Genomic DNA, 20,620 nt, shown 5'->3' on the forward strand with positions numbered 1-20,620 from the left:
AGATTATGTCCCCTTTTTCCTCACCTGCTTTTGATATTCATGGTAAACAACATCTAAATAATATTCTATCGCTAATGTATGATAGACCGTTTTTGAGGATGGATGCCCTATTTCCCCCATCGGAAGAACAAGGTCATACTTACCCAACATATCGTCATCTTCCATAGATGTCATGATCGCTTTTTTACAATGCAAAGTATTGATAAAATCGTTGATCTGATATGTAAAGCTTCCCAGAACTGAAATAACAATAATTAAATCATCCGGATTTATGTTCTTAAGGACCTTGTTTTCAGAATAATTATAAGAAACAATACGAACCATTTTCCCTGAAAAGATCATTTCTTTTTGAAACTCTAAGCATCTGGCTCCATAGATATCTGAGACTAAAAATATAATCTCACGAGAACCCATGATGGTTTTGACGATTTGATCTATTTCTGTTCCCACAACATTTCTAAGATTGTCAGCCATTTGAATGATCTGATCCGCCAAATAGCCGGGATAATTATCCTTTTCATCAAATTGAAGATAGTAATCATACTGCTCATGATCTTTCTTTAGGTGGCGAAAATTGTCAAATCCAATAAACTTAGCAAATCGTCGGATAGAGGTTCTAGTCACAAAACATTCATCAGCCGCATCATAAATATTGATCTCATCTAATCGATCAAAATGGGTCAAAAAATACTTTGCGATGATTACTCTCGAATCGTCTTCATCATAGTTATTAATAATCCCCAAGAGAGAGTTTAATAGTCCATATTTGTTTAACTCATTCATTTTTCTTCACCTTTCCACTGCGTCTAGATAGTATGAACAACTTCTATAAAAGTCTTACTAAATCAATAATAGCATTTTTTAACCAGCTGAGTAATCGATCGATTACGGCTTATAGGATAAAACTCAAAAAGACCACAGGAAAGAGTGATCTCTCACCGTTTCTGTGGTCCCATTAACTACATTTTATTTTAAAAGAATCCCTGTCACTAAGCTTCATTCTCCTGTTGCAGTGCCTTTAGACCCGCCATATTCAGTAGATTCCACGGCGTGTCGAACTCTGGTTGGAAGAAGAAGTCCGCATAAGCTAGCTGCTCGATGGTGAACTTCGTTTGAATTGCGATAGAGATCGCATTGATATTCGCAGTCAGATCTTTTTTCGACATGATTTGCGCGCCTAGGATCGCCAAGGTTTCTGGATCATAGACCAGCTTGAAGAGCATCCGCTCCTTCATATCTGCTGGAATAAAGTCCATCAACGTCTCTTGATCTAATAAGACAGATTTCGTCTTGATATTTAGACGGTCCGCCATCTGATCGTTCAAGCCGGTCGAGGCAAACTTATAGTCAAATACCCGTAATGCCGATGAGCCCTGCACTCCTGGGAATGGCTGGTTGGCTTCGGTTAGGTTTTTCACAGCGTAGCGTCCTTGACGACGGGCGTTGGTTGCAAGTGCGATATTGACCGCTGTCTGACCCGGATTGTATTGGATCAAGGTGGCATCACCGACTGCGAAAACATCCTCTGCACTTGTCCGCATGTATTCATCTGTTTTGATCATGCCGTTTGGATGCATCTCAACCGCATCCTTCAGCCATGCTGTATTGGGTCTAACACCAGCAGACATCACGACTAATTCAGCAGGGTACTCCCCTTTATCGGTTATGACTTTGCTGACTTTGCCATTTTCACCGACAAATTCGACGACTTTTTCTTCCATCGCTAGATTCATGCCGTTGTCCGTCATTTCTTTTTCCAAAATTCCAGTGAATTCCTCATCAAGATAGACACCTAATGGACGTGTGATGATATCCACCAGTGTTACCTTCTTGCCTGCTTTAGCGAAAGCTTCCGCCGCTTCGATTCCGATATAGCCGCCGCCAATAACGACCACGTTTTCGTTATCTGGATCAACCGAATGCAGCTTCAGATCAATCGTGTCCTGACGACCGCGCATCGTTTCGATATTTTTCAGATCATGACCAGGAACTGGCAGAATAAATGGATTTGCCCCTGGGCTAAGAATCAATTTGTCATAGCTTTCCTTGCGAGTTTCCCCGCTGACATGGTCTAAGACTTCAACTTCGTGTTTATCAGGTATTACTTTGGTAATTTCAGTATTGGTAAAAACGCGAACCCCGCGTTGTTCCATCTCTTCGGCTGTCATGTAACGAATGGAATTGACATCCTTTACGACTCCTTCGAGATATAGTTGCGTGCCTCAACCCATGAATGAGATAAAGTCGCCTTTTTCGTACCATTGAACTTCCGCTTTGGGATGAGTCAATAGTAACTCTTCGACCGCTTCATAGCCGCCGTGTGAAGATCCTAATACAATAACCTTCATCAAAAATCCCTCCTACTAATTATTTGATACCCTTTTATTGTAGCGTACCCTCTATGGAGAAAGACATTTATTAGCTCAGGAAGGGAAAGCGATAAACAAAAACACCTGCGAGATTAATCATCGCAGGTGTTTCGGCTTTCTGGTATCAACGTATTACTTTTCTTTACGCCATCGCTGGATCGTTTCTGTCAATAATTTCTTCAAGACAGGAGCCAATAGAATGTAGAAAACCACATTTCCTGCGGCGTGCATCGTATCCACGGGAATTCCAGCTAAATAGTAGGGTAAAAAAGCTGATATTCCAAGAAATGGCGCTTGGATAGCCGAGATAAGAAAACCAAACAGCAGTCCAGTGATACCGGCATAGATCGCCTGTATCAGAATACTTTGTTTGAATTTTGGTACCTTTCTGAGCAATCCCGTCAGCATCATAATTAGAAAATAGGTCGCGACTTGAGCGATCGTCCAAACACCCATCCCCATATAAAAGTTTGTTATGAGGATCGACAGCAAGCTGACCAGCAGCCCTTGATAAGTCCCCCAATAGATCGTGATAATTAATAGGATCGCCGTAACTGGCTGCACATTCACAATAAATTGAAAGAACGTACGACTAACCACACACAAGGCGACAAACATCGCCAATAAACTTAATTCCTTTACTCCTAGCGAAAATGTCGAATAAACGGTTCGTTTAGAATTGTTCAAGCTTGAACACCACACGATCATCCTTCTTCAAGGTAACATCCTTTGCTCCGGAATTCACTTGTTCGTCATTGATGGTAAATACCCAATACTTGTTGGCCTTGGCGTCCTGAGCATGACCGTCGATCGATGTGATCATGCCATCATCGTCTTCAATCTGATAATTCTTCTTTAGCACATCAAATAAATTCTGATCTTTCTTAAAATTTACCTCTTTCTTCGATATCTCGTTGTCTCCATCTAATAATGTAATGGTTGCTTTTTGTTCGTTCTTCTCACTACTTGATACCTGTTCCTTCGCTGAGCTGCTGTCTGCAGAATCCGCCTCTTTAGATGTGCATCCGCCAAAAATCATTAAACTTACCATTAGTGCAAAAACTAAATTTCTTTTCTTCATCGTCCTATCCCCTTAAATTAAAAAATTAAAATGGCACCCAAAAACAATGGGTGCCTAAAAAAGCAGAAACAAACGCCCCGATATTGCTTGTTCGAATCAATCAACACTAGTATCTGACTTTGCCTGACGCATCACAGTAGAAAGGGACTGCAAAGGATTCTCACCTTTTTCCTAGTCGCTGATTGAAGAATATTTAATTGTCGGTAACAATACTTATTTCATCCAAAAAAATCCCAATCGAATAAAACAGTCTTTCCTTCTATATCCAAAATAACAGATTTATCCTCTTAAAGAAACACTATCCGGCCAATCTTTCAGTCGATTTCAAGACAAAACAAATAAGTAATAGGAAATAGGAGAAAATTGCCTTTGTGGCAGTAGTTATGAAGGAGAGGAATAAAAATAATGCAGATTTTTCTAATTTTGAAGTTTCTCGCAAAAACTAGCTGAAAAAATATGCAGCAAGAACTGGAATTGAGAATAGGATGATTTGAAGGTAAAGGTCCTTCGGGAGAGCAGATCCACTCTGTGCATTCGCTCTCATTCGGTCCCCTGAAACCAGCGTACCAGATAATATCAGACCTAGAATGAGCGCGCCAAATCCGATATATTTTATAATCACCGTCAGCGTAAATAGATACAAGATTATCGAAAGTAAACAACCAGCAACAAAAGGAATACCGTACTTTTTCATCACAATCACCTCCTTGACTCTGCTATTCATTGTCAATTTTCTCATACAAGCTTAGAACTCGAATAGTGCAATCGGTGTTGATTTATTCTCTGAAAGGTTTTCTTCGTAATTCGAATTGAAAATGCATGAGTACAATACGTTCAAAATATATTCTATGGATAATTGAGAGGAAAAATTAGAGACCTTGAATTTTTCATCCTTTTGACTCGGTAGTTCAAAAACTACAGTCGCATATTTTGCCAATGGACTACTAGGATTTCCTGTAATAGCAATGATCGGTGTTTTATTTAAATAGAACTCTTTCGCATCATTTACAATTTCAGCCGTTCTTCCACTGTTCGAAATGATTATCGCTACATCATTCTTGCCAGCTTTTTTCGCCATATGATATTGCTCCGCCTGTAAATCGATCAGTTTCAAGTAGATGTTGATCCGTAAAAGTTTCAGTTGAAAATCCTTTAACCTTAAATATGGATCACTTACACCAATACCAAAAAGATTTTCTGCATTACTGATCAGCTTAACAGCCAAATTTAATTTTGCTGTAGTCAAAAGCTGTTGAGTCGAAAAAATGGTTTCTGAGCTTAGATGAGCTATCTTTTTTGAAATAATCAGATCTGTATCTTTAGATTCAAAAGGAACGTTGGTATCCACTGATCGAATAGCATTCAATTGCATTTCTAAATCTCTGGCTAAAGAAATCTTAAACTCCCTAAACCCTTTCATCCCGCATTTTTTACACAATCTTACAATTGTCGGTGTTGATGTATTGGTTTTCTCAGCAATAATATAAATCGATTCGTTCAACACCGCTTCTGTATTGTCTAAAACGTATCGAACAACGGTCATTTCGCTATTAGTAAAATTTGAATTAGTCTTTAAAAACTCAAGTAAGTTCATTTGAAGTTCCCCCAAGTATTGAAACATTGTTACAGTTTTTTAGTAGCTATAGAATAACAAATCTGAAACAAAAATACGAATTGATTTCTAAGCGTTTACAATTAGTTTTGATTTACTATTATTAATACTATCGATGTACATTGAATGGCGTCCTATTTATATTAAACATCAGGAGGAGAAAATAATGAAAAAAATTACACAGTGGGTCGAAGAAAAATTAGTTCCAAGAGTGTCCAAGCTCACTGAAATGCGTTACTTTAGAGCATTAAGAGGCGGATTTTTTGCGATTATGCCACTTACGATTGTCGGTTCTTTATTCATGTTAATCACAGATTTTCCAATTGCTGGGTATGCTGATTTCATGAGTGGTATTTTTGGAAAAGACTGGGTTAATTTTATTTCCCCTGCTTACCGCGCTACCTTCAACATGATGGGTTTGATGTTTGCTGGTACTATGTCGTACAAATTGGCAGAAAGCTATTCGATGGACAAACTGACTTCTATGATTTTAGGAATTGTGGCTTATGTTATTGTCCTGCCAAAAACTGTCGTATCAGAATCTGGTGAAGTGATCGAAAAGGTTTTGTCTTTCGATTGGTTGGGAACACAAGGAATCATCACAGCGATCATCATGTCAATTGTTTCTGTTGAACTGACACGTTTGTGTATCAAACGAAATATTACTATCAAAATGCCTGAAAGCGTCCCAAGTATGGTATCAAAAGCCTTCAGCGCTTTGATTCCAGGAATATTGATTGCATTTATTGCTCTGCTCATAAATGGTCTAAGTACATTTATTTCTGGCTCATTTCCAGAATTGATCTACAGCGCATTGCAAGTCCCACTTCAAGGAATCGTTGGAACGCCATTTGCGATCATTATTGTTTCTGGATTAAATGGTCTGCTTTGGTGGTTTGGGGTTCATCCAACTGTGATCAATTCAATGTTATATCCAATACTTTATGCAAATGCTGATAAGAATCAAACATTGGAAGGTTTAGGAAAGCTCACAAACCATACAGGTAATTTCGGCACAGTTCAGATGCTGGATCAATTTGCGACGATCGGTGGCGCCGGATGTACGATTGGATTAGCTATTGCCATGGTCTTAGTAGGCCGTTCTTCCAGAATGAAGGCAATGTCTAAAATAGCGGTCATCCCTTCATTTTTCAATATTAATGAGCCCCTGATTTTCGGATTGCCGGTTATTTTTAATCCATTGATAGTGATCCCAATTACTTTGGCGCCAATCGTTTCTGTTCTGATTACGATCACTTCAATGTCGATCGGATTCATGCCGATGTTTACTGGAATTCAAGCTCCTTGGGCTACTCCATTTCTATTTTCAGGATTCTTAACTGCAGGTTGGCAAGGGGCTGTCACACAAGTATTAGCCGTCATTGTCTGCGTCGCAATCTATTATCCGTTTGTAAGGGCCTTAGATAACCAATACCGTAAAGAAGAAGTTCCAGAAGCTACTGAAGCTGACTTAGATTATTAGGAGTGATTTGATGAATTGTTATGATGAAGATATTTGTACTACTGTGTCTAGAGCTGAAGGAAGCTATTTTCCGATGTCTCCAGATATTACGATGACTTCCTCGTTTCGTTATGAAACGTATGAAGATTTTCTCGCGGTAAGTACGGATGAAAAAAATAATTACGTTTATACCAGAGGCACCAATCCTACAACGAAAATTTTAGAAGATAAACTGGCAATGCTTGAGAACGGAGAAAAATGTAAGGTTTTCGCTTCCGGAATGGGGGCTATCTCCGCTACATTGTTTACACTTCTAAACGCCGGCGATCACGTATTGATGCTAAATACGATCTACGGCGAGGCTGCTGCTTTCGCGAAATATCTTGAAAAATTTGATATTTCGTCAGACAGAGTAGATGTTCAGCAGGCATCAGACTTGGTAGAGCATGTGAAGGAAAATACCAAAGTGATTTACTTCGAAAGTCCATCAACACAAAAATTCCAATTACTTGATATTGAATGGATCAGTAACTATGCCAAGAAACGAGGAATCAAAACAGTAATTGACGGCACTTGGTCCTCTCCATTGTTCCATAAACCATTGAATTATGGGGTAGATATTGTTATTCATTCATTATCTAAATATATTGGTGGTCATTCCGATATCGTGGGTGGTGTGGTCACTGGTGAAAAAAAATTGGTTGATACTATTTTTGAACATGGGCATCAATCTTTAGGCGCAACAATCAGCCCCTTCAATTCGTGGCTTGCTATTCGCGGCTTGCGTACCTTACCTGTGAGAATGAATCATTTAGATCAATCTATCCGTGTAGTTTTGAACGCTCTTTCAAAAGATCCAAGAATAAATCAGGTCTACCATCCTTATTTAGGCGATGAAGATCAACAAAAATTAGCTCAAAAATACTTATCTGGTTTTGGTTCATTATTCTCAATCAATATGGTCGATGATGATTTCGAGAAACTGACTAAATTCGTCAACAGCTTAAACGTCGTTTCGTTAGGTGTCAGCTGGGGAGGATTTGAGAGCCTCATCTTGCCCGCATTCAAAGGAAACAACATCGAAAAACTAAAAGAACGCGGACTTAAAACCTCGCATATGCGTATGTATCTAGGTTTGGAAAATCCCCAAACTATCATTGCTGATATTCAGCAAGCGTTAGATCATGCCTATGGAAAAAATGATTTATAAAACTCAAAAAGAACAAACACTCTAAAAATATTCAGACAAAATGACCGTGTTAGCAACCTCTAAATCCTAGATTCAAGAGCTGCTTCACGGTTTGTCTTGTAATTTTTTCTATTAAGCACTGATTTGCCATATAGATATCCTCAAAGAGAGCCTACATAAATTTGACCACAACTTAACAAGCCAATCCTTTGATAATGATAACGTTTGCGATTATGATGTCTGTTGAATCAAGAAAGTGGGAATAGCTATGACAAAAAGAATCTCCTTAGAAAAATCAGCTTTAGAATTTAGTATTGCGAACGAAGAAGAACCTTTTATTTATCAGTTACCCCTTGACGAAGCACGCGCACTATTAGAGCAAGTCCAAGATTCACCTGTCGAAAAGTTAGCCGCTGATATTCAGGACGAGACTTGGGATCTGGGGGAATACGGCAGGATCAATGTACGAACAGTCAAACCAATGGATGCGACTGAGAAGCTTTCGGTCATTTTATACATCCATGGCGCCGGCTGGGTATTAGGCAGTGCCCATACTCATGACAAATTAGTACGTGAATTAGCCGTGCGAACCAACTCGATCGTCTTTGTTCCTGAATACGACCGCTCACCTGAAGCGAAATATCCTGTAGCGATCGAACAGAGCTACGCGACACTTTTGAAATTAGTAGAAAACGCTGACGGAGCATACGACACCGACCGGATCACAGTTGCCGGTGATAGCGTCGGAGGCAATATGGCGACAGTCCTCACCATGCTGGCTAAGGATCGAAAAGGACCAAAAATCAATCAGCAATTACTATACTATCCAGTAACGAATCACGCCTTTGACAACGAATCGTATAATCAATTTGCGACGGATTATTTCTTAGCTAAAGAAGGTATGAAATGGTTCTGGAATAATTATTTGCCGGAGGGGCAAGACGCCACCATCAAAACCATCTCCCCTCTGCAAGCAACCAAAGAAGATCTGACCGGCCTTCCAGCCGCTATGATCCTTAATGGCGAAGCCGATGTATTGAGAGACGAAGGCGAAGAATACGCCCGCCACCTGCGAGATGCCGGTGTGGATGTCACGCAAATGCGGTTCCAAGGGATGATCCATGATTTTGTAATGGTCAATTCCATGGATAAGAGCAACGCGGCCAGAGCAGCGATGGATGTTTCCACCGATTGGTTGAATAAACGAAACAAGAAATAGAACGACAAAAGATCGAGCAAAATGTCATTTTTGCTCGATCCTTTTTATTACTTTCTAGACTATTACTCGTAAAAAGAGCCCTACTCCCTCGCTCTAACCAATCGGCCAAAACCAAACAGCTCTCATTTTTTCCAAAAAATCTACGGATAAAGTGTAAGTATCGTTTCGTGAAATGATGGAGTCAATACTACAATTTGGACACAGAGCTGTGGGGTCCGGTTCTCCATCGATCCATTCTTCGATGCTGTCATATTCAAACAGCGAGCAGCAATAGAAACAGCCGCAGATACCAGATTTTTTCAGCAAATCTTTGTTGTAGATCGAGTAGTTGTGAGCGATTTTATAGATTTCTTTCATCCTTTTCTCCTTGATTAGATCTCGCAGCGGAGCACTTTTAGAATTCTATTTTACAATGGATGGACAGCGGTTGGGAATCCCTTTTTTAGCGTATGCTTTGTTTTGATAAATTGTGAGATGGATGGCTCGCCATGATATACTAGCTATACGAAAGGCGGCTCTAATGATGACAATTAGAAAAATTGAAAACTCAGTAGTTCTCACACTTTCAAAAGAATTTATAGAGAGCATAGGCGCAAGCGAATCCGATATCGTTTTTGTCGACGAAGAGAAATTAAAGGCTGCTAATGCAAAGAAAGAAGTTCTTGACGAAGATCACGAAGATTTGGAAATGATGATCGCCAAGTCTGTTCAAAAACATGATGGATTGTACCAAGAACTAACAGATATTTGACGATCGAATACATGATCAACGCCTTAGAAATAGCTATCAATAAGTCTGCTCAACGTATATTCGATCATGAGCTACATGTAAGCATTGAAGAAAAAAGTGAATCATTTTTTCGTCAAAAAGACCGATCCTTTTACACAAGGAATCGGTCTTTTCTTATGGATTCTAATTCGAAGCTCAAACCAACCGAAGCTTCTCCAGCATATGCGCGATACCATCTTCGCTAGAGGTGAAAGTGATCTCATCAGCGACCGCCTTTAGATTATCATGAGCATTTGCCATCGCAATGCCTGTCTCAACCGCCTCAAACATTGGGATATCATTCTCACCATCGCCGAATGCCAGACAGTCCAGTTTCTCACGCCCAATGTGCTCTAACAGTGTTTCGATCGCAGTCTTTTTATTGAGATTCTTCAGTCCAATCTCGCCGCTATCCGGACCAAAGGCGGGAACCGTGCTGCGCAGCATGTGAAAGTCGCCGTCATATCTGGAGTGAATTACCTCATATGGCACGGATTGATTGATGAAGGAAACCTTGTTGACATCCTCATAGTTGATGCGAGCTGGATCTTCAATCAGAAGCTCTAAAAACCAACTAATGCCCTTTATTTTTTCTTGGCCCTCGATTGAATTTTCAGATAAGCCATTCAAGGCTAGCTGAATCAAGCGGCTTCGCAGATTAGCACTTGCGAATATCCCTTGGTTAGACTCAAGATAGTATTCCACACCATTGTCTTCTAAAAAGACGATAAGCTTCTTCAATTCCTCAGAGTCAAAAACCTGATGGAGAATCACTTCTCCTTCAACTTCGCAATAGCCTCCGCCTGCTCCTATCATCCCGCTAATCGGTAAGCTTAATACCTCTTCAGGTACCTCCGCCTTCGAACGCCCAGTACATAAAAAGAATTGATGCCCCTTCTGGTGCGCTTGCCTGATTGCCTTCTTAGCACTTTCTGGAACCGCCCCGCTATCGTCACACAATGTTCCATCAATATCTAAAAATACGATTTTCCCCATTCCACTTCTCCATTCTAAAAAAACTACTTAGAAATTAGCCCTAAACAGGTTTTCATTCCAATACTATCGTTATGTTCGGAAATTCACAAAATGCCTGATAGTTACACATTATAAATGGAAAAAGCTGTTAATACCAGCTTTTGTCGTATCTTTTTATTATACCACAGCGGCTTCACGCTCTAAATTTGGTAAAATTATCCGCCGCATTGATAATCGTCACCTCTGAATCCGTCAGATCCAGCGTCTCCATGACGACCGCCTTCATTTCCTGCTTATCGACAGTCGCAAACCCGCGGAAATGTCCATCCCCATAGTCCACCCAAGCAGCATAGGAAGCGATCGTCGCATTTCCAGCGAACCGCTCTGCTTTGCTTTTCGGAATTGTCACGATCAGATCGTAAGTCATCTTTTCTCCTTTGGCAGAATCATTTGAAATTTTAACCATTAAAATGATCGCTGCGATCCCCAAAACAAACCCGACAACCTGTAAAACTTCCCTCATTATACGTTCACCCTTACTAAAAAGACCGCTTTTCGCGTTTATGTATCTCAATTATATCACTATGAATTCGTGTTTTTCTGTCTTGGCCGAGACCTTTTCCTAGTATGCTCTCAAGGAAATTGGGACGCTATTTATTAAGAAAGACTTAAGCTAAAATCGGATATTTAGATATATTTTGGAAAGACTATCTACCTAAAACTCTCTCAAATCAACGCTTCGTACCAAATACTAAAATGTAGAATTTGTCAAATAGCAAAATTGCACTTACATCCCCAAATTTGCCACTTAACCTCTCAAAAAGCCTAATCTTGTGTTCAAAACGTGCAAATTTAAGGGGGAAAATGCAATTTTGCGATTCGCATTCTCTTTTGAAACCGTTTATATTCTAGTCACCGGCTGGAACAAAAAATCAAACTGGAGGAAATAATGATGATTCAACATATCGGAAACAAATTACAAGTAGAGATTGACGCAGGCGGAGAGAAAGTGAAGAAAATCAGCTTCCAAAATGTGATCGAAAATCCAAGCGAAGAAAAAGTCCTTGAACTAGGAGAAATCATGAAAGGGTTATCTGTTGAAGGTAGCGAGCTGTATGGTGTGGTCTTAACCAGCCAAGCACGTTACACCAAATAAAAATTAGAGAGGAGAAAAATAAATGCTAAAAATCGTTGCAACATTCAAAAATAGCTTTGGTAAAAACCAGATTTGGAGCTTCAACGACCCAGACACTAACAAAACAGACACTGAGATCAAAGGTCTGCTAGAACGAATGACAGGCGTGAAGCTTTGTCAGAAAGACGGCGCGGAACTCTTCCACACCGTGGAAACCGCCAAGTATGTCGAAACCATCGAACGAATTATTTTCTAAATCAACGATTGAGGAATGGCGGTAGCGCTGCCGCCTTCCTCTACCCACAAAAGAAAGGATGAGAACCCATGATGCAGACCCAACCCCTGTCGTTCCGACAGCTATTCAATCTAAAACCAAAAACATTAGAAACTCGTATCACCAATTTCTATCAAGCTACACAAAACAGCAGTATCACGATTCAATATATCCTAGCCATAAAGGCGCGCAATCAGCTGGGAGCGGCGGAGTTTGATCTCTTTCTAAAGGATCTTGTCCGTGAATTGTTTATGAATACCAAGGCAACTCGCTCCATGAAACGTTTCTTTCATTACTTTGAAGATTACTTTATGGCTCCTGAGTGGCAGACTCTGAGCTCGAAAGTATTCCCGCAAAGAGTCTCACCACAAAGAAGCTTTGGCGAGAAAGTCGTATCAAAAGTCCGTTCCTTCTTTTCATTTGTCCGTCCTGAAGAAACCAATGAGCCTTGAAAGAATAAACTTTAACAAATAACCTACGCAGAAAAAAGAGGAAGGAAAAAATGCAATGACCGAGGATTTAATTGTGACCTTTGGCAAAGGCGATGGCAGCACCCATGACTGGACCTATAGAGGGCTCGGCCCCAACCTACCGACCCCAAAGATCAAAGAAGCTTGCGAACTACTAACAAAACTAGATATTTGTACAGAAAACGGCGTAAAACTATTTGATTCGGTTGTCACGGCAAAAGTTTTGACCCACATTGACACGGTGATGTTTGGTCCGGACACGGAAACGAAGGGTCTTACCTATTACGGCAAACCAGCCAAAGTATCTAACTGTGAAGAAGTACAATGCTTTAACGTGACGGAGGAACCACAGGAAAAACCGGCGGCACCAAAGCAAACAGTATTACCAACGACACCACATGGTCGCTATTTCAAGCGATTAACTAGTATTGAACCAACAGAAAAACTAGAAGCAACAGTGGAAAAGGACGCTCTTCCACAATCAAAAATTCTGCCAATCCAGCAGATCGAACCAAAACAGGATTCTGCACCACTGAGTGAGCCAGATTCCATTCAAGAAACAAACGCACGAAACGGACTACTGCAATGGCTCCACAGAATCAGGAAGAAAAACAAAGAAGGCCCCACTGAAATCCCGCGGGAATAAACCTTTTTCGCGATTACACTCGAACATTGACAATTTCATACTGCGTAGGGGAATCCAGATGCTAACTACTGAAAATGCCCTGCAATACGGACTGAATTTACGGGGGAAAGGCTGTTACGCCACGTCCAATCGGCTTGATGATCGTTCGATGGATTGTTCTAGTTTTGTTTTTCGAACGTTGATTGAGGCGGGGTTTCTAATCAAAAATTCTTATATCGGAAATAGGGAAACAATCTTCAATTGAATGGCACATTATTAGAAGAAATCAGCCGCTCTGAAGTTCGGCGAGGAAATCTGTGGATTGCCGGACATGAGAGCGTTTCTCTGGGATCAGCTGTGCCATCTCAGATTGCGTAAAGGTTATGCAGGACAGATTAAATAAAGGACGATTGTAGATTTTTGAAGAAGCGAAGAACGCTCCCTGCAGCCTTGTTCGCAAGGAGCGTTCTTTGCAATAGCGGTCAACATTTCACCAATAGGTGACCATAATAAGTTTCAAAGTCTAATTTCTTTTAAACGTCACTTCTATCATTTGACCAGCATTTTAAACAATCAGTTCGGCTGTTTCAATCGATCGACCGCTGTCACTACTAAATACTTTCATTTTGCTGATTCCCATTTTTTTCAAAATAAAATGGTGAGACTGGGTACCCTATTTCATTGTATAAAGTAACTTCCGAAGCATTGTTCCAAGCATAATAAATATTGGTCAACTGAGATTCAGAACAAATGATTAAGCGATTTCTATCGATCGTAATACTGTTGATTTCTTGATCTCCTTGAATAGCATGCAGATCAGTCGATCGAATGACTTGTGTTTCTCTTATCTCTATAATAACTTCATTTTTAGTCCACGAACGCAAGCTTGCAGTGGGACAATTTTTGTAATGAAAACCTTCAATAATCTCTCCGATTCGTTGACCTAATACAGATTTTTCAGTTGGGTGAATGTCATCAATTTCGCCACAATCCAAACTGGTAATCAGATATCCCTGATCAATTTCTTGTGCAACCTGCTGCTGAGTTTGCCGAACAGTTGGCCAATCATGACCCGGACGGTCTTTGCAGACTGGTAATTGAACGATATAAAAAGGAAGCTCTTCTTTTAAATCTTTCCGCCACTGCTTGATCAGCAAATGCAGCAGTTCATAGTAGAGATGACTGTTTTCCGTATCTTCCTCCCCCTGATACCAAACAACTGATGAAAAGGTATAAGGAACGATGTTCTTGAACATCTGCTGATACAATCCGCTCGGGCGTGTAAATAAATAAGGATTCGCTGGAGGAGGCCACGGAGAGTGTCCGAATTGTTCTTTGAATTCACGAAGGGTTAGATTTGGCTGTTCTCGCATAATCTTCTCTCTATTCTTGTAAAACTCTTCGGATTGTTTCCAATAATTTGCTAACTCCGTTTTCAACATCTCATCATCTTTTCCCTTGATCGCTTCTTTGTAGGGACTTAGAATATCTTGGGTTATTGCTGGACTTTTCACCAAATACTCTTCACTGATCCAGCAGCTTGCACTTGTTCCTCCTTTACTGCAATTGACTACTCCGATCATTCGGTCAGGAAACTTTCTGCGATGCTCCTTCGTTGCATAATAAGCGATCGCAGACATTTCCTTTAGATTATCCTTTGTAAGCTTTTGCCAAGATTGCTCGACAATAGTCTCAGGTAACTGCTTCTTTCCATCGTTATAATCAACTTGGGGAACATTATTGAAGAACAATCCTTCCTCCGCTAATTCTTGTTGCTCTTCAAGGAAATGATCTTCATTTTCCATGCGAAAATCCATATTGGATTGTCCCCCGAACAAAAACACATCGCCATATCGGACAAAAATTTCTATACACTCATCATTAGAAATGATCCTTAATGTTGTTTCTAAGTTATATGGCTGAGCAGGAACTTTAAATAAAAATGAACCCTCGGAATCGCTTGTTTCCTCAAACTTGCCATTCCCAAACAAAAGTTTGATACTACAATTTGGCTCAGTTTTTCCGCTCACATAATGCGGTTTCCCAGCCTGTAAAACAGCATTTTCCGTGAGTAAATGATTTAGTTGAAGCAATCGGTCCCCTCCTTTCTAGAATGACTCAAGTTTTTCTATAGTCTACTTACCACCTAATCGTATTGGCTGCTAGAGTCTGTTTGTGCTTCTGTATCTAGTTTTCCTGCTACATCCTCTGTCTAGCATCTTGCGTTTCTCCAAGAGAAGGAAGCTCCTGACTTCTTATATCACAACTCTTCACCATTACTTTCAATCACCTGCTTGAACCAATCAAAGCTTTTCTTTTTGTAGCGTTTCAAGTCCTTCAAATCTGTTTCATCGCGGTTCACATAGATAAAGCCATAGCGTTTTTTCATTTCGCCTTTTGAACTTAAAATATCAATTGGTCCCCAAGTCAAGAAGCCAAAGCAATCCACACCATCCAGATCGATTGCCTTTTTCATCTCTTGGATATGATTACGGAAATACTCGATCCGATAGTCGTCTTCCACCGTGTTCTGTTCATTTAGTTCCTCAATGACACCCATTCCGCATTCTAAAATAATCACTGGTGTTTTGTATCTGCGGTAAATATCATTTAATGACGTTCTTAATCCAATTTCATCGATTGTCCATGACCATTTGCTTTGTTCCAAATAAGGATTTTTTTCCATATTATTTGTCATCATAGCCACAGCCATTTTTGAAAGCTCCTCCGGTGTTGTATCATCTGAAGTCTCTTCTGAAACTAGCCGAGAAGAGTAATAACTGAACCCGATATACTCAGCAGTGTTCTCTTTAATTAATCGCAGCTCATCTTTGGTCATTTCAGGAAGAATATCTGCTTGTTCCCACACCGCAAGTGTCTCAGAAGAATACTCTCCGTTAACAATCACATCCAATGCAGCAAAATTTGACATTTCCTGGATTTTTCGAGCTTTGTTTACGGTAACTGGATTACAATCAGTCGGATAGAATGGGGCATAATTGATCATCCCGCCTACCTGTGCTGACGGATTCACCTGTTTGACATATTTTCTTAAAAAAGCCCCAGCTACATGGCTATTGTGCACACTTTGAGTCGAGCGTCTATTTCTACTCTTACTGTCATTTTCAGGTAGATCCTTTGATGAAAAGAGCATGGAGGAATACATCAAAGCGTTTTGTTCATTCATCGGAAACCAATATTTCACCTTTACTCCTAATCGATCCACAACGACGACGGTGAACTTTTTGAAAGCTTCAGTGAACTCTTTTGACCACCAGCCGCCATATTCCTCTACTAGTTTATTCGGTACATCAAAGTGGTGCATACATATGATTGGTTCAATACCGTTGGCGATCATTTCGTCGACGACAGATTCGTAAAAATCAAGTCCCTTTTCATTGACCTCGTCACCGCCTGTAGGCATCACTCTTGCCCAAGAAATTGAGAAACGATAAGCAGTCATCCCCAACTCCGCAAAGAGTTTGATGTCTTCTTTGTACGTATGGTAAAAATCGATTCCGACTTTCCAATCTGAATACCCTGGTTTTACTTCTCTCACATCATAATTTGAAAGACCTTTTCCGTCTTCATTCCAAGCGCCTTCTGTTTGCATACTCGATACTGAGCCGCCCCATAAAAAATTTGTTTTCAATCTTTATGCCACCTCTACATTCTTTTCTTTTACGTTCTTTTCTTTTGAATCTTTACTATAAGCAAACACCATTCCTAAAGCGAAAGTTACTACGCAAGAAATAGCGATACCAATACACATGTTCACGAGATTCATTGAGTTTGGTCCAACATATCCCGGAAGCGCCAGCAGTCCAGCTGTTCCTGTTAAGGCATATGCATAAGTTTTTGTGATTCCAATATATAGCCCTCCAACCAAACAACCGATCATTGATGAATAAAACAATTTTTTGTTTTTTAAGCTAAAACCAAATAATGCAGGTTCCGATATCCCAGCTATCAATGCTGTGATCACACAGGTCAAGGCGGTAGAACGTTCCTCAACATCTTTTGTTCTGATAGCAACAATCAAAGCAACGATTCCTTGGTTGACAGTGTAAAGAATAGCTCCGGTGAACAGAAGCGGGTCATACCCGACTGTCGTTAACATCGTAAAACCAATAGGTAGGATGGCGGTGTGCATCCCTGTCAAACATAGTAAAATGTACACTGCACTTGTAACTCCTACTGCTAGGAAGCCGGTCGTGTTGTATAACCACATAATTAAATCTGCTAAATAAAAGCCGATGATCGATCCAAGCGGAGCTAATAGGCAGAAGGTCAAAGGAATCATAATCAAAAGTGTGACAACCGGCACTGCCATTGACTGTAAAACCTTAGGTGTATATTTCGTTACATACTTTTCTACATAAGATAAGATGAAGGTAGACAAGATCATTGGGATGATCGTACTAGAATAGTTCGCCGCAAATACTGGCAACCCATATACGGACAGCGGCGTTCCACTAGCAACGGCTTCTAAAAACTGCGGATGGATCAGTGAAGCGCCGATCAACATCCCAAACCCCATGTTTGCACCAAATTTTCGCGCGCCCGTTGCCCCAACAAATACTGGAAGGAAATAAAACGCGGCGTCTCCAACGAGTGACAAAATGACGTAGGTCGAACTTTCAACCGAGATCAAGCTGAACTGTGTCAAAATCAGTAAAATTGCTTTTAACATCCCACCTCCAATCAAAAGTGGTAACAATGGTGTCATACATCCTGAAATGGCATCGAAGATCTTTCCTATACTGAATTTTTTCTTTCCTGTCTCTTCAACTATCTCGTCACTGGAGACTTCTTTTTTATTTTCATAACCGATTTTTTCACATATTACCTTATAAACCTCACCAACATGCTGACCAATAATAATTTGAAACTGATCGCCCTGCCATTGCGAACCAACAACACCCCTTGTTCCGTCTATTGCTTTTTCTTCAATCAATCCCTTATCCTTCACATTGAAACGTAAACGAGTGATGCAATGAGTAAAAAATGAAATATTCCCTTTTCCACCAACTAGCTCAACTAAAATTTCAGCCAGCTCATCGTATTTGCTGTTTTGGTTTGACATTCTCTTTTCTCCTCTTCTTGATTTCCTATTTTGTGATAAACGAACAATAAATTCTTTTTTGATAAAATAAACTTATATATTCAATACACGCGCGTATGCATTGATACCTAATGAAAAAATCCGTTAAACCTGATTTTGCATGATTGATAAATTTAATGCTGCCAATGAAGAAATCCTCTTCACTATTTCTACAAAAAAACCCAAACCAAAAAAGTAGTAGCGTCTACTTTTTTGTGTCTGGGTTAAGCCCTTAGCGGTAACAATCCTCACGAGCACAAAGTCTATTTATATGTAGAATCAAGTATAAGATTTCTTCTTCATTGAAGCGGTAATTGCGTTTTTGTAAAATGTAAGCATCGACCAGCTTTGCACACTCATAAACGTTCGGAAAAGATACTCTCAAATCATCAAACATGGCGCGGTTATCTGACATGATGCTCTGGCCATCTTTTCCTCTTTTTAACAGATACTGCAAATGCGAAACGAATCGGGAATAATTAAAGCTGTCCTTCTCGATTTTGATTGAAAAGAACTCTTCAATAATATCGGTGATTTCGTTGATGATGGTTTCATCATCAATTTCTTCTGTCTGCTCGTCGGTATTCTCGATTTTTATTCCTTCCGCATTAATTATATGTAACGCGATTCCAGTAATTTCTTCCTTCGGCAATTCAATACCGATTTTTTCTTTGATTCGTTCCACGGCTAGTTTCCCGATTTCAAATTCTACTGGGTATAAGTGTTGGACATCATAATAGACGGGCATTTTGATCTTCATGTTTTCTTTGTATCGTTTCACCGAAAAATTGATATGATCCGCTAACGTAAAAATGATATTCGAATTCGTCAAGCTGTCCAATTTACCTTGAGCATAATTGACGATCTCGATCGCTATCTCGAAAATACTCTCTGGAATCAAATTGATCATCTGAACAAATTGGGGATCGACATCGTAAAACGTTCGCTGGACTTCTGATATTTCTATCTCATAAGGCGGCTTCTTAAAACCAATCCCTTTTCCAAATGCGATGATTTCTTGGTTGTTGCTATCTAGGCAGATACTTGTATTATTGTTGATGTTCTTGATGACCCTCACATCCCCCACCACCTTCTCTATTTCGTGATCGTGATAAGCGGCTCTTCATAATCGACCACTTTCTCCTCTTGTGAAATTTCCATTTTGAGTGAATCACCATTTGTAATAATCATAGGGGTCGTTAGGTCGATCCCTTGACTCTTCATAAAGGCACGATCAATTTTTAAAATTGGCTGACCTGCAACTACTTTTTGATGAGCATCGACTAAAAATTCAAAACCTTCCCCATTCAAATTGACTGTGTCTAATCCAACATGAATCAAGATTTCTGCACCCAAGCTGGACGTTATACCAAAAGCGTGTTTCGTAGCAGCAATCATACTGACTTCGCCATCACAAGGGGCCTTCAAAATATCTTTCTCTAGGATAAATGCGATTCCGTCACCTAACATCTTATTCGCAAACATCTTATCCTTGACTTTGCTTAAGGAAATTATCTTTCCTTTTGCTGGAGAACCAAGAACCTCCCGAGTTACTTTCTTTTTCAAAAAATTAAACATCTTCTCACCTCATAAATATAAAAAAACTCCCTGAGCAACCCAAAAAACACCATAGTTAGTGTTTAAGGAAAAGCCTCAGAGAGTAACAAACCTTAATTTATGGTTAAACTATATAACGCTTACAATGATTTGTCAATCAGTATTTTAATAAAATAATAGTTGATAGCACATTTGCACGATAATGAAGCTGTCTAGTTTGCCCATTGTTATTTGCATCTCGTTGTTTTTATTTATTCTATAAAAAAAAGAAATTTTCAATCACTATTTGGTCAAAAAGCAATCGCACTTCTGATTATTCTTCAGAATTGCGTAAAAAAAGAATCCTTTTCATCATTGAACCCAGAATAGCCCGATAGTACAATTAACGGCTCGATAAACACTTCCAAGGGGGGCTTATGATCGAAAAGGTAAATCTAAAGAATAAGGCGAATTCAATTCCAAAGCTTTTTCAATATCTCAGAATCAGCACATTAAACAACCACATGCTCAATGTTCTCCAAGCTGAGAACCGCACACTTGATTTCCATTTACACGAGGATTCTGACGAACTGTTCTATTGCTTCGAGGGGGAATTTGATATTGAGTTTGATGACGGGCTGGCGCATCTGGTGGAGGGTAATTTTATCATTACCCCAAAAGGCGTGCGGCATCGTCCTGTCTGCAAGGGTTTAGTTAAGTGTCTCTTGTTGGAGATAGAGGGAACCTTGAATAAAAGCAATACTGGCGGGACTTGTGAGGATTAGTCTGCTAATTTGGGG

General features: G+C 39.9%; 24 protein-coding genes and 1 riboswitch. Of the genes, 10 read left to right on the forward strand and 14 right to left on the reverse strand.

What is annotated here, in order from left to right; all coding sequences use genetic code 11:
- Positions 1–3: 3 nt before the first annotated feature.
- The 6 genes from E6139_RS10335 to E6139_RS10360 form a co-directional block, all read right to left on the reverse strand.
- The gene (locus E6139_RS10335; protein ID WP_316402991.1) at positions 4–783 is read right to left on the reverse strand and encodes a hypothetical protein; all 780 of its coding nucleotides are present in this window, start codon (positions 781–783) and stop codon (positions 4–6) included.
- 206 nt (positions 784–989) lie between these two features.
- Complete coding sequence (locus tag E6139_RS10340; RefSeq protein WP_316402992.1) at positions 990–2,348, reverse strand: FAD-dependent oxidoreductase; 1,359 nt, start codon at positions 2,346–2,348, stop codon at positions 990–992.
- Between the two features lie 153 nt (positions 2,349–2,501).
- Positions 2,502–3,077, reverse strand: coding sequence for an ECF transporter S component (locus E6139_RS10345; RefSeq protein ID WP_410470522.1), 576 nt, complete (start codon positions 3,075–3,077; stop codon positions 2,502–2,504).
- The gene (locus E6139_RS10350; RefSeq protein ID WP_316402994.1) at positions 3,043–3,450 is read right to left on the reverse strand and encodes a DUF4430 domain-containing protein; all 408 of its coding nucleotides are present in this window, start codon (positions 3,448–3,450) and stop codon (positions 3,043–3,045) included. The genes E6139_RS10345 and E6139_RS10350 overlap by 35 nt, the downstream gene beginning before the upstream one ends.
- Before the next feature lie 86 nt (positions 3,451–3,536).
- Positions 3,537–3,660: riboswitch (cobalamin riboswitch) on the reverse strand.
- Positions 3,661–3,892: 232 nt separating this feature from the next.
- Positions 3,893–4,144, reverse strand: coding sequence for a DUF5316 family protein (locus E6139_RS10355; protein WP_316402995.1), 252 nt, complete (start codon positions 4,142–4,144; stop codon positions 3,893–3,895).
- Between the two features lie 51 nt (positions 4,145–4,195).
- On the reverse strand, positions 4,196–5,044 hold the full coding sequence (locus E6139_RS10360; protein ID WP_316402996.1) for a MurR/RpiR family transcriptional regulator: 849 nt from the start codon (positions 5,042–5,044) through the stop codon (positions 4,196–4,198).
- 184 nt (positions 5,045–5,228) lie between these two features.
- On the opposite strand from E6139_RS10360, the gene E6139_RS10365 reads away from it, so the two are divergent.
- The 3 genes from E6139_RS10365 (at position 5,229) to E6139_RS10375 (ending at position 8,932) form a co-directional block, all read left to right on the forward strand.
- Entirely contained in the window at positions 5,229–6,545 is a 1,317-nt protein-coding gene (locus E6139_RS10365) for a PTS sugar transporter subunit IIC (protein ID WP_316402997.1), read from the forward strand.
- A 10-nt stretch (positions 6,546–6,555) separates the two neighbouring features.
- On the forward strand, positions 6,556–7,734 hold the full coding sequence (locus E6139_RS10370) for an aminotransferase class I/II-fold pyridoxal phosphate-dependent enzyme (protein ID WP_316402998.1): 1,179 nt from the start codon (positions 6,556–6,558) through the stop codon (positions 7,732–7,734).
- Between the two features lie 247 nt (positions 7,735–7,981).
- Positions 7,982–8,932, forward strand: a complete 951-nt coding sequence (locus tag E6139_RS10375) for an alpha/beta hydrolase (RefSeq protein ID WP_316402999.1) — start codon at positions 7,982–7,984, stop codon at positions 8,930–8,932.
- A gap of 93 nt (positions 8,933–9,025) precedes the next feature.
- On the opposite strand, the gene E6139_RS10380 is transcribed toward E6139_RS10375, so the two are convergent.
- Positions 9,026–9,289 carry a cytoplasmic protein gene (locus E6139_RS10380; RefSeq protein ID WP_316403000.1) on the reverse strand — a complete coding sequence of 88 codons (264 nt, stop codon included), beginning with the start codon at positions 9,287–9,289 and terminating at the stop codon, positions 9,026–9,028.
- Between the two features lie 163 nt (positions 9,290–9,452).
- Between E6139_RS10380 and E6139_RS10385 the strand changes: the two genes are divergently transcribed.
- Positions 9,453–9,683 (forward strand): addiction module antitoxin, encoded by a 231-nt coding sequence (locus E6139_RS10385; protein ID WP_316403001.1) that lies wholly within the window; start codon positions 9,453–9,455, stop codon positions 9,681–9,683.
- 174 nt (positions 9,684–9,857) lie between these two features.
- Here E6139_RS10385 and E6139_RS10390 read toward each other — a convergent pair whose 3' ends face one another.
- Both E6139_RS10390 and E6139_RS10395 read right to left on the reverse strand, forming a co-directional pair.
- A complete protein-coding gene (locus E6139_RS10390; RefSeq protein ID WP_316403002.1) occupies positions 9,858–10,697 on the reverse strand; it encodes an HAD family hydrolase in 840 nt (279 codons plus the stop codon).
- 172 nt (positions 10,698–10,869) lie between these two features.
- Positions 10,870–11,199 (reverse strand): hypothetical protein, encoded by a 330-nt coding sequence (locus tag E6139_RS10395; RefSeq protein ID WP_316403003.1) that lies wholly within the window; start codon positions 11,197–11,199, stop codon positions 10,870–10,872.
- 429 nt (positions 11,200–11,628) lie between these two features.
- On the opposite strand from E6139_RS10395, the gene E6139_RS10400 reads away from it, so the two are divergent.
- From E6139_RS10400 to E6139_RS10420, 5 genes are all read left to right on the forward strand, one after another.
- Positions 11,629–11,832 carry a hypothetical protein gene (locus E6139_RS10400; RefSeq protein ID WP_316403095.1) on the forward strand — a complete coding sequence of 68 codons (204 nt, stop codon included), beginning with the start codon at positions 11,629–11,631 and terminating at the stop codon, positions 11,830–11,832.
- Between the two features lie 22 nt (positions 11,833–11,854).
- Complete coding sequence (locus E6139_RS10405) at positions 11,855–12,067, forward strand: hypothetical protein (RefSeq protein ID WP_316403004.1); 213 nt, start codon at positions 11,855–11,857, stop codon at positions 12,065–12,067.
- Positions 12,068–12,138: 71 nt separating this feature from the next.
- Entirely contained in the window at positions 12,139–12,537 is a 399-nt protein-coding gene (locus E6139_RS10410) for a hypothetical protein (protein ID WP_316403096.1), read from the forward strand.
- A gap of 55 nt (positions 12,538–12,592) precedes the next feature.
- Positions 12,593–13,201 carry a hypothetical protein gene (locus E6139_RS10415; protein WP_316403005.1) on the forward strand — a complete coding sequence of 203 codons (609 nt, stop codon included), beginning with the start codon at positions 12,593–12,595 and terminating at the stop codon, positions 13,199–13,201.
- A gap of 58 nt (positions 13,202–13,259) precedes the next feature.
- Entirely contained in the window at positions 13,260–13,445 is a 186-nt protein-coding gene (locus tag E6139_RS10420; protein ID WP_316403006.1) for a peptidoglycan amidohydrolase family protein, read from the forward strand.
- 346 nt (positions 13,446–13,791) lie between these two features.
- Here the strand turns inward: E6139_RS10420 and E6139_RS10425 are convergent, their stop codons facing one another.
- From E6139_RS10425 to E6139_RS10445, 5 genes are all read right to left on the reverse strand, one after another.
- On the reverse strand, positions 13,792–15,273 hold the full coding sequence (locus tag E6139_RS10425) for a sialate O-acetylesterase (protein ID WP_316403007.1): 1,482 nt from the start codon (positions 15,271–15,273) through the stop codon (positions 13,792–13,794).
- Positions 15,274–15,440: 167 nt separating this feature from the next.
- On the reverse strand, positions 15,441–16,832 hold the full coding sequence (locus E6139_RS10430; protein ID WP_316403008.1) for a glycoside hydrolase family 1 protein: 1,392 nt from the start codon (positions 16,830–16,832) through the stop codon (positions 15,441–15,443).
- A 3-nt stretch (positions 16,833–16,835) separates the two neighbouring features.
- Positions 16,836–18,266 carry a PTS transporter subunit EIIC gene (locus E6139_RS10435; RefSeq protein WP_316403009.1) on the reverse strand — a complete coding sequence of 477 codons (1,431 nt, stop codon included), beginning with the start codon at positions 18,264–18,266 and terminating at the stop codon, positions 16,836–16,838.
- 250 nt (positions 18,267–18,516) lie between these two features.
- Positions 18,517–19,362, reverse strand: a complete 846-nt coding sequence (locus E6139_RS10440; RefSeq protein ID WP_316403010.1) for a PRD domain-containing protein — start codon at positions 19,360–19,362, stop codon at positions 18,517–18,519.
- Positions 19,363–19,379: 17 nt separating this feature from the next.
- Positions 19,380–19,862 carry a PTS glucose transporter subunit IIA gene (locus tag E6139_RS10445; RefSeq protein WP_316403011.1) on the reverse strand — a complete coding sequence of 161 codons (483 nt, stop codon included), beginning with the start codon at positions 19,860–19,862 and terminating at the stop codon, positions 19,380–19,382.
- A 395-nt stretch (positions 19,863–20,257) separates the two neighbouring features.
- Between E6139_RS10445 and E6139_RS10450 the strand changes: the two genes are divergently transcribed.
- The gene (locus E6139_RS10450; protein WP_316403012.1) at positions 20,258–20,605 is read left to right on the forward strand and encodes a cupin domain-containing protein; all 348 of its coding nucleotides are present in this window, start codon (positions 20,258–20,260) and stop codon (positions 20,603–20,605) included.
- Positions 20,606–20,620 lie beyond the last annotated feature (15 nt).

Origin of the sequence: Enterococcus sp., assembly GCF_032555305.1 — a bacterium.
Lineage (GTDB): Bacteria > Bacillota > Bacilli > Lactobacillales > Enterococcaceae > Enterococcus_A.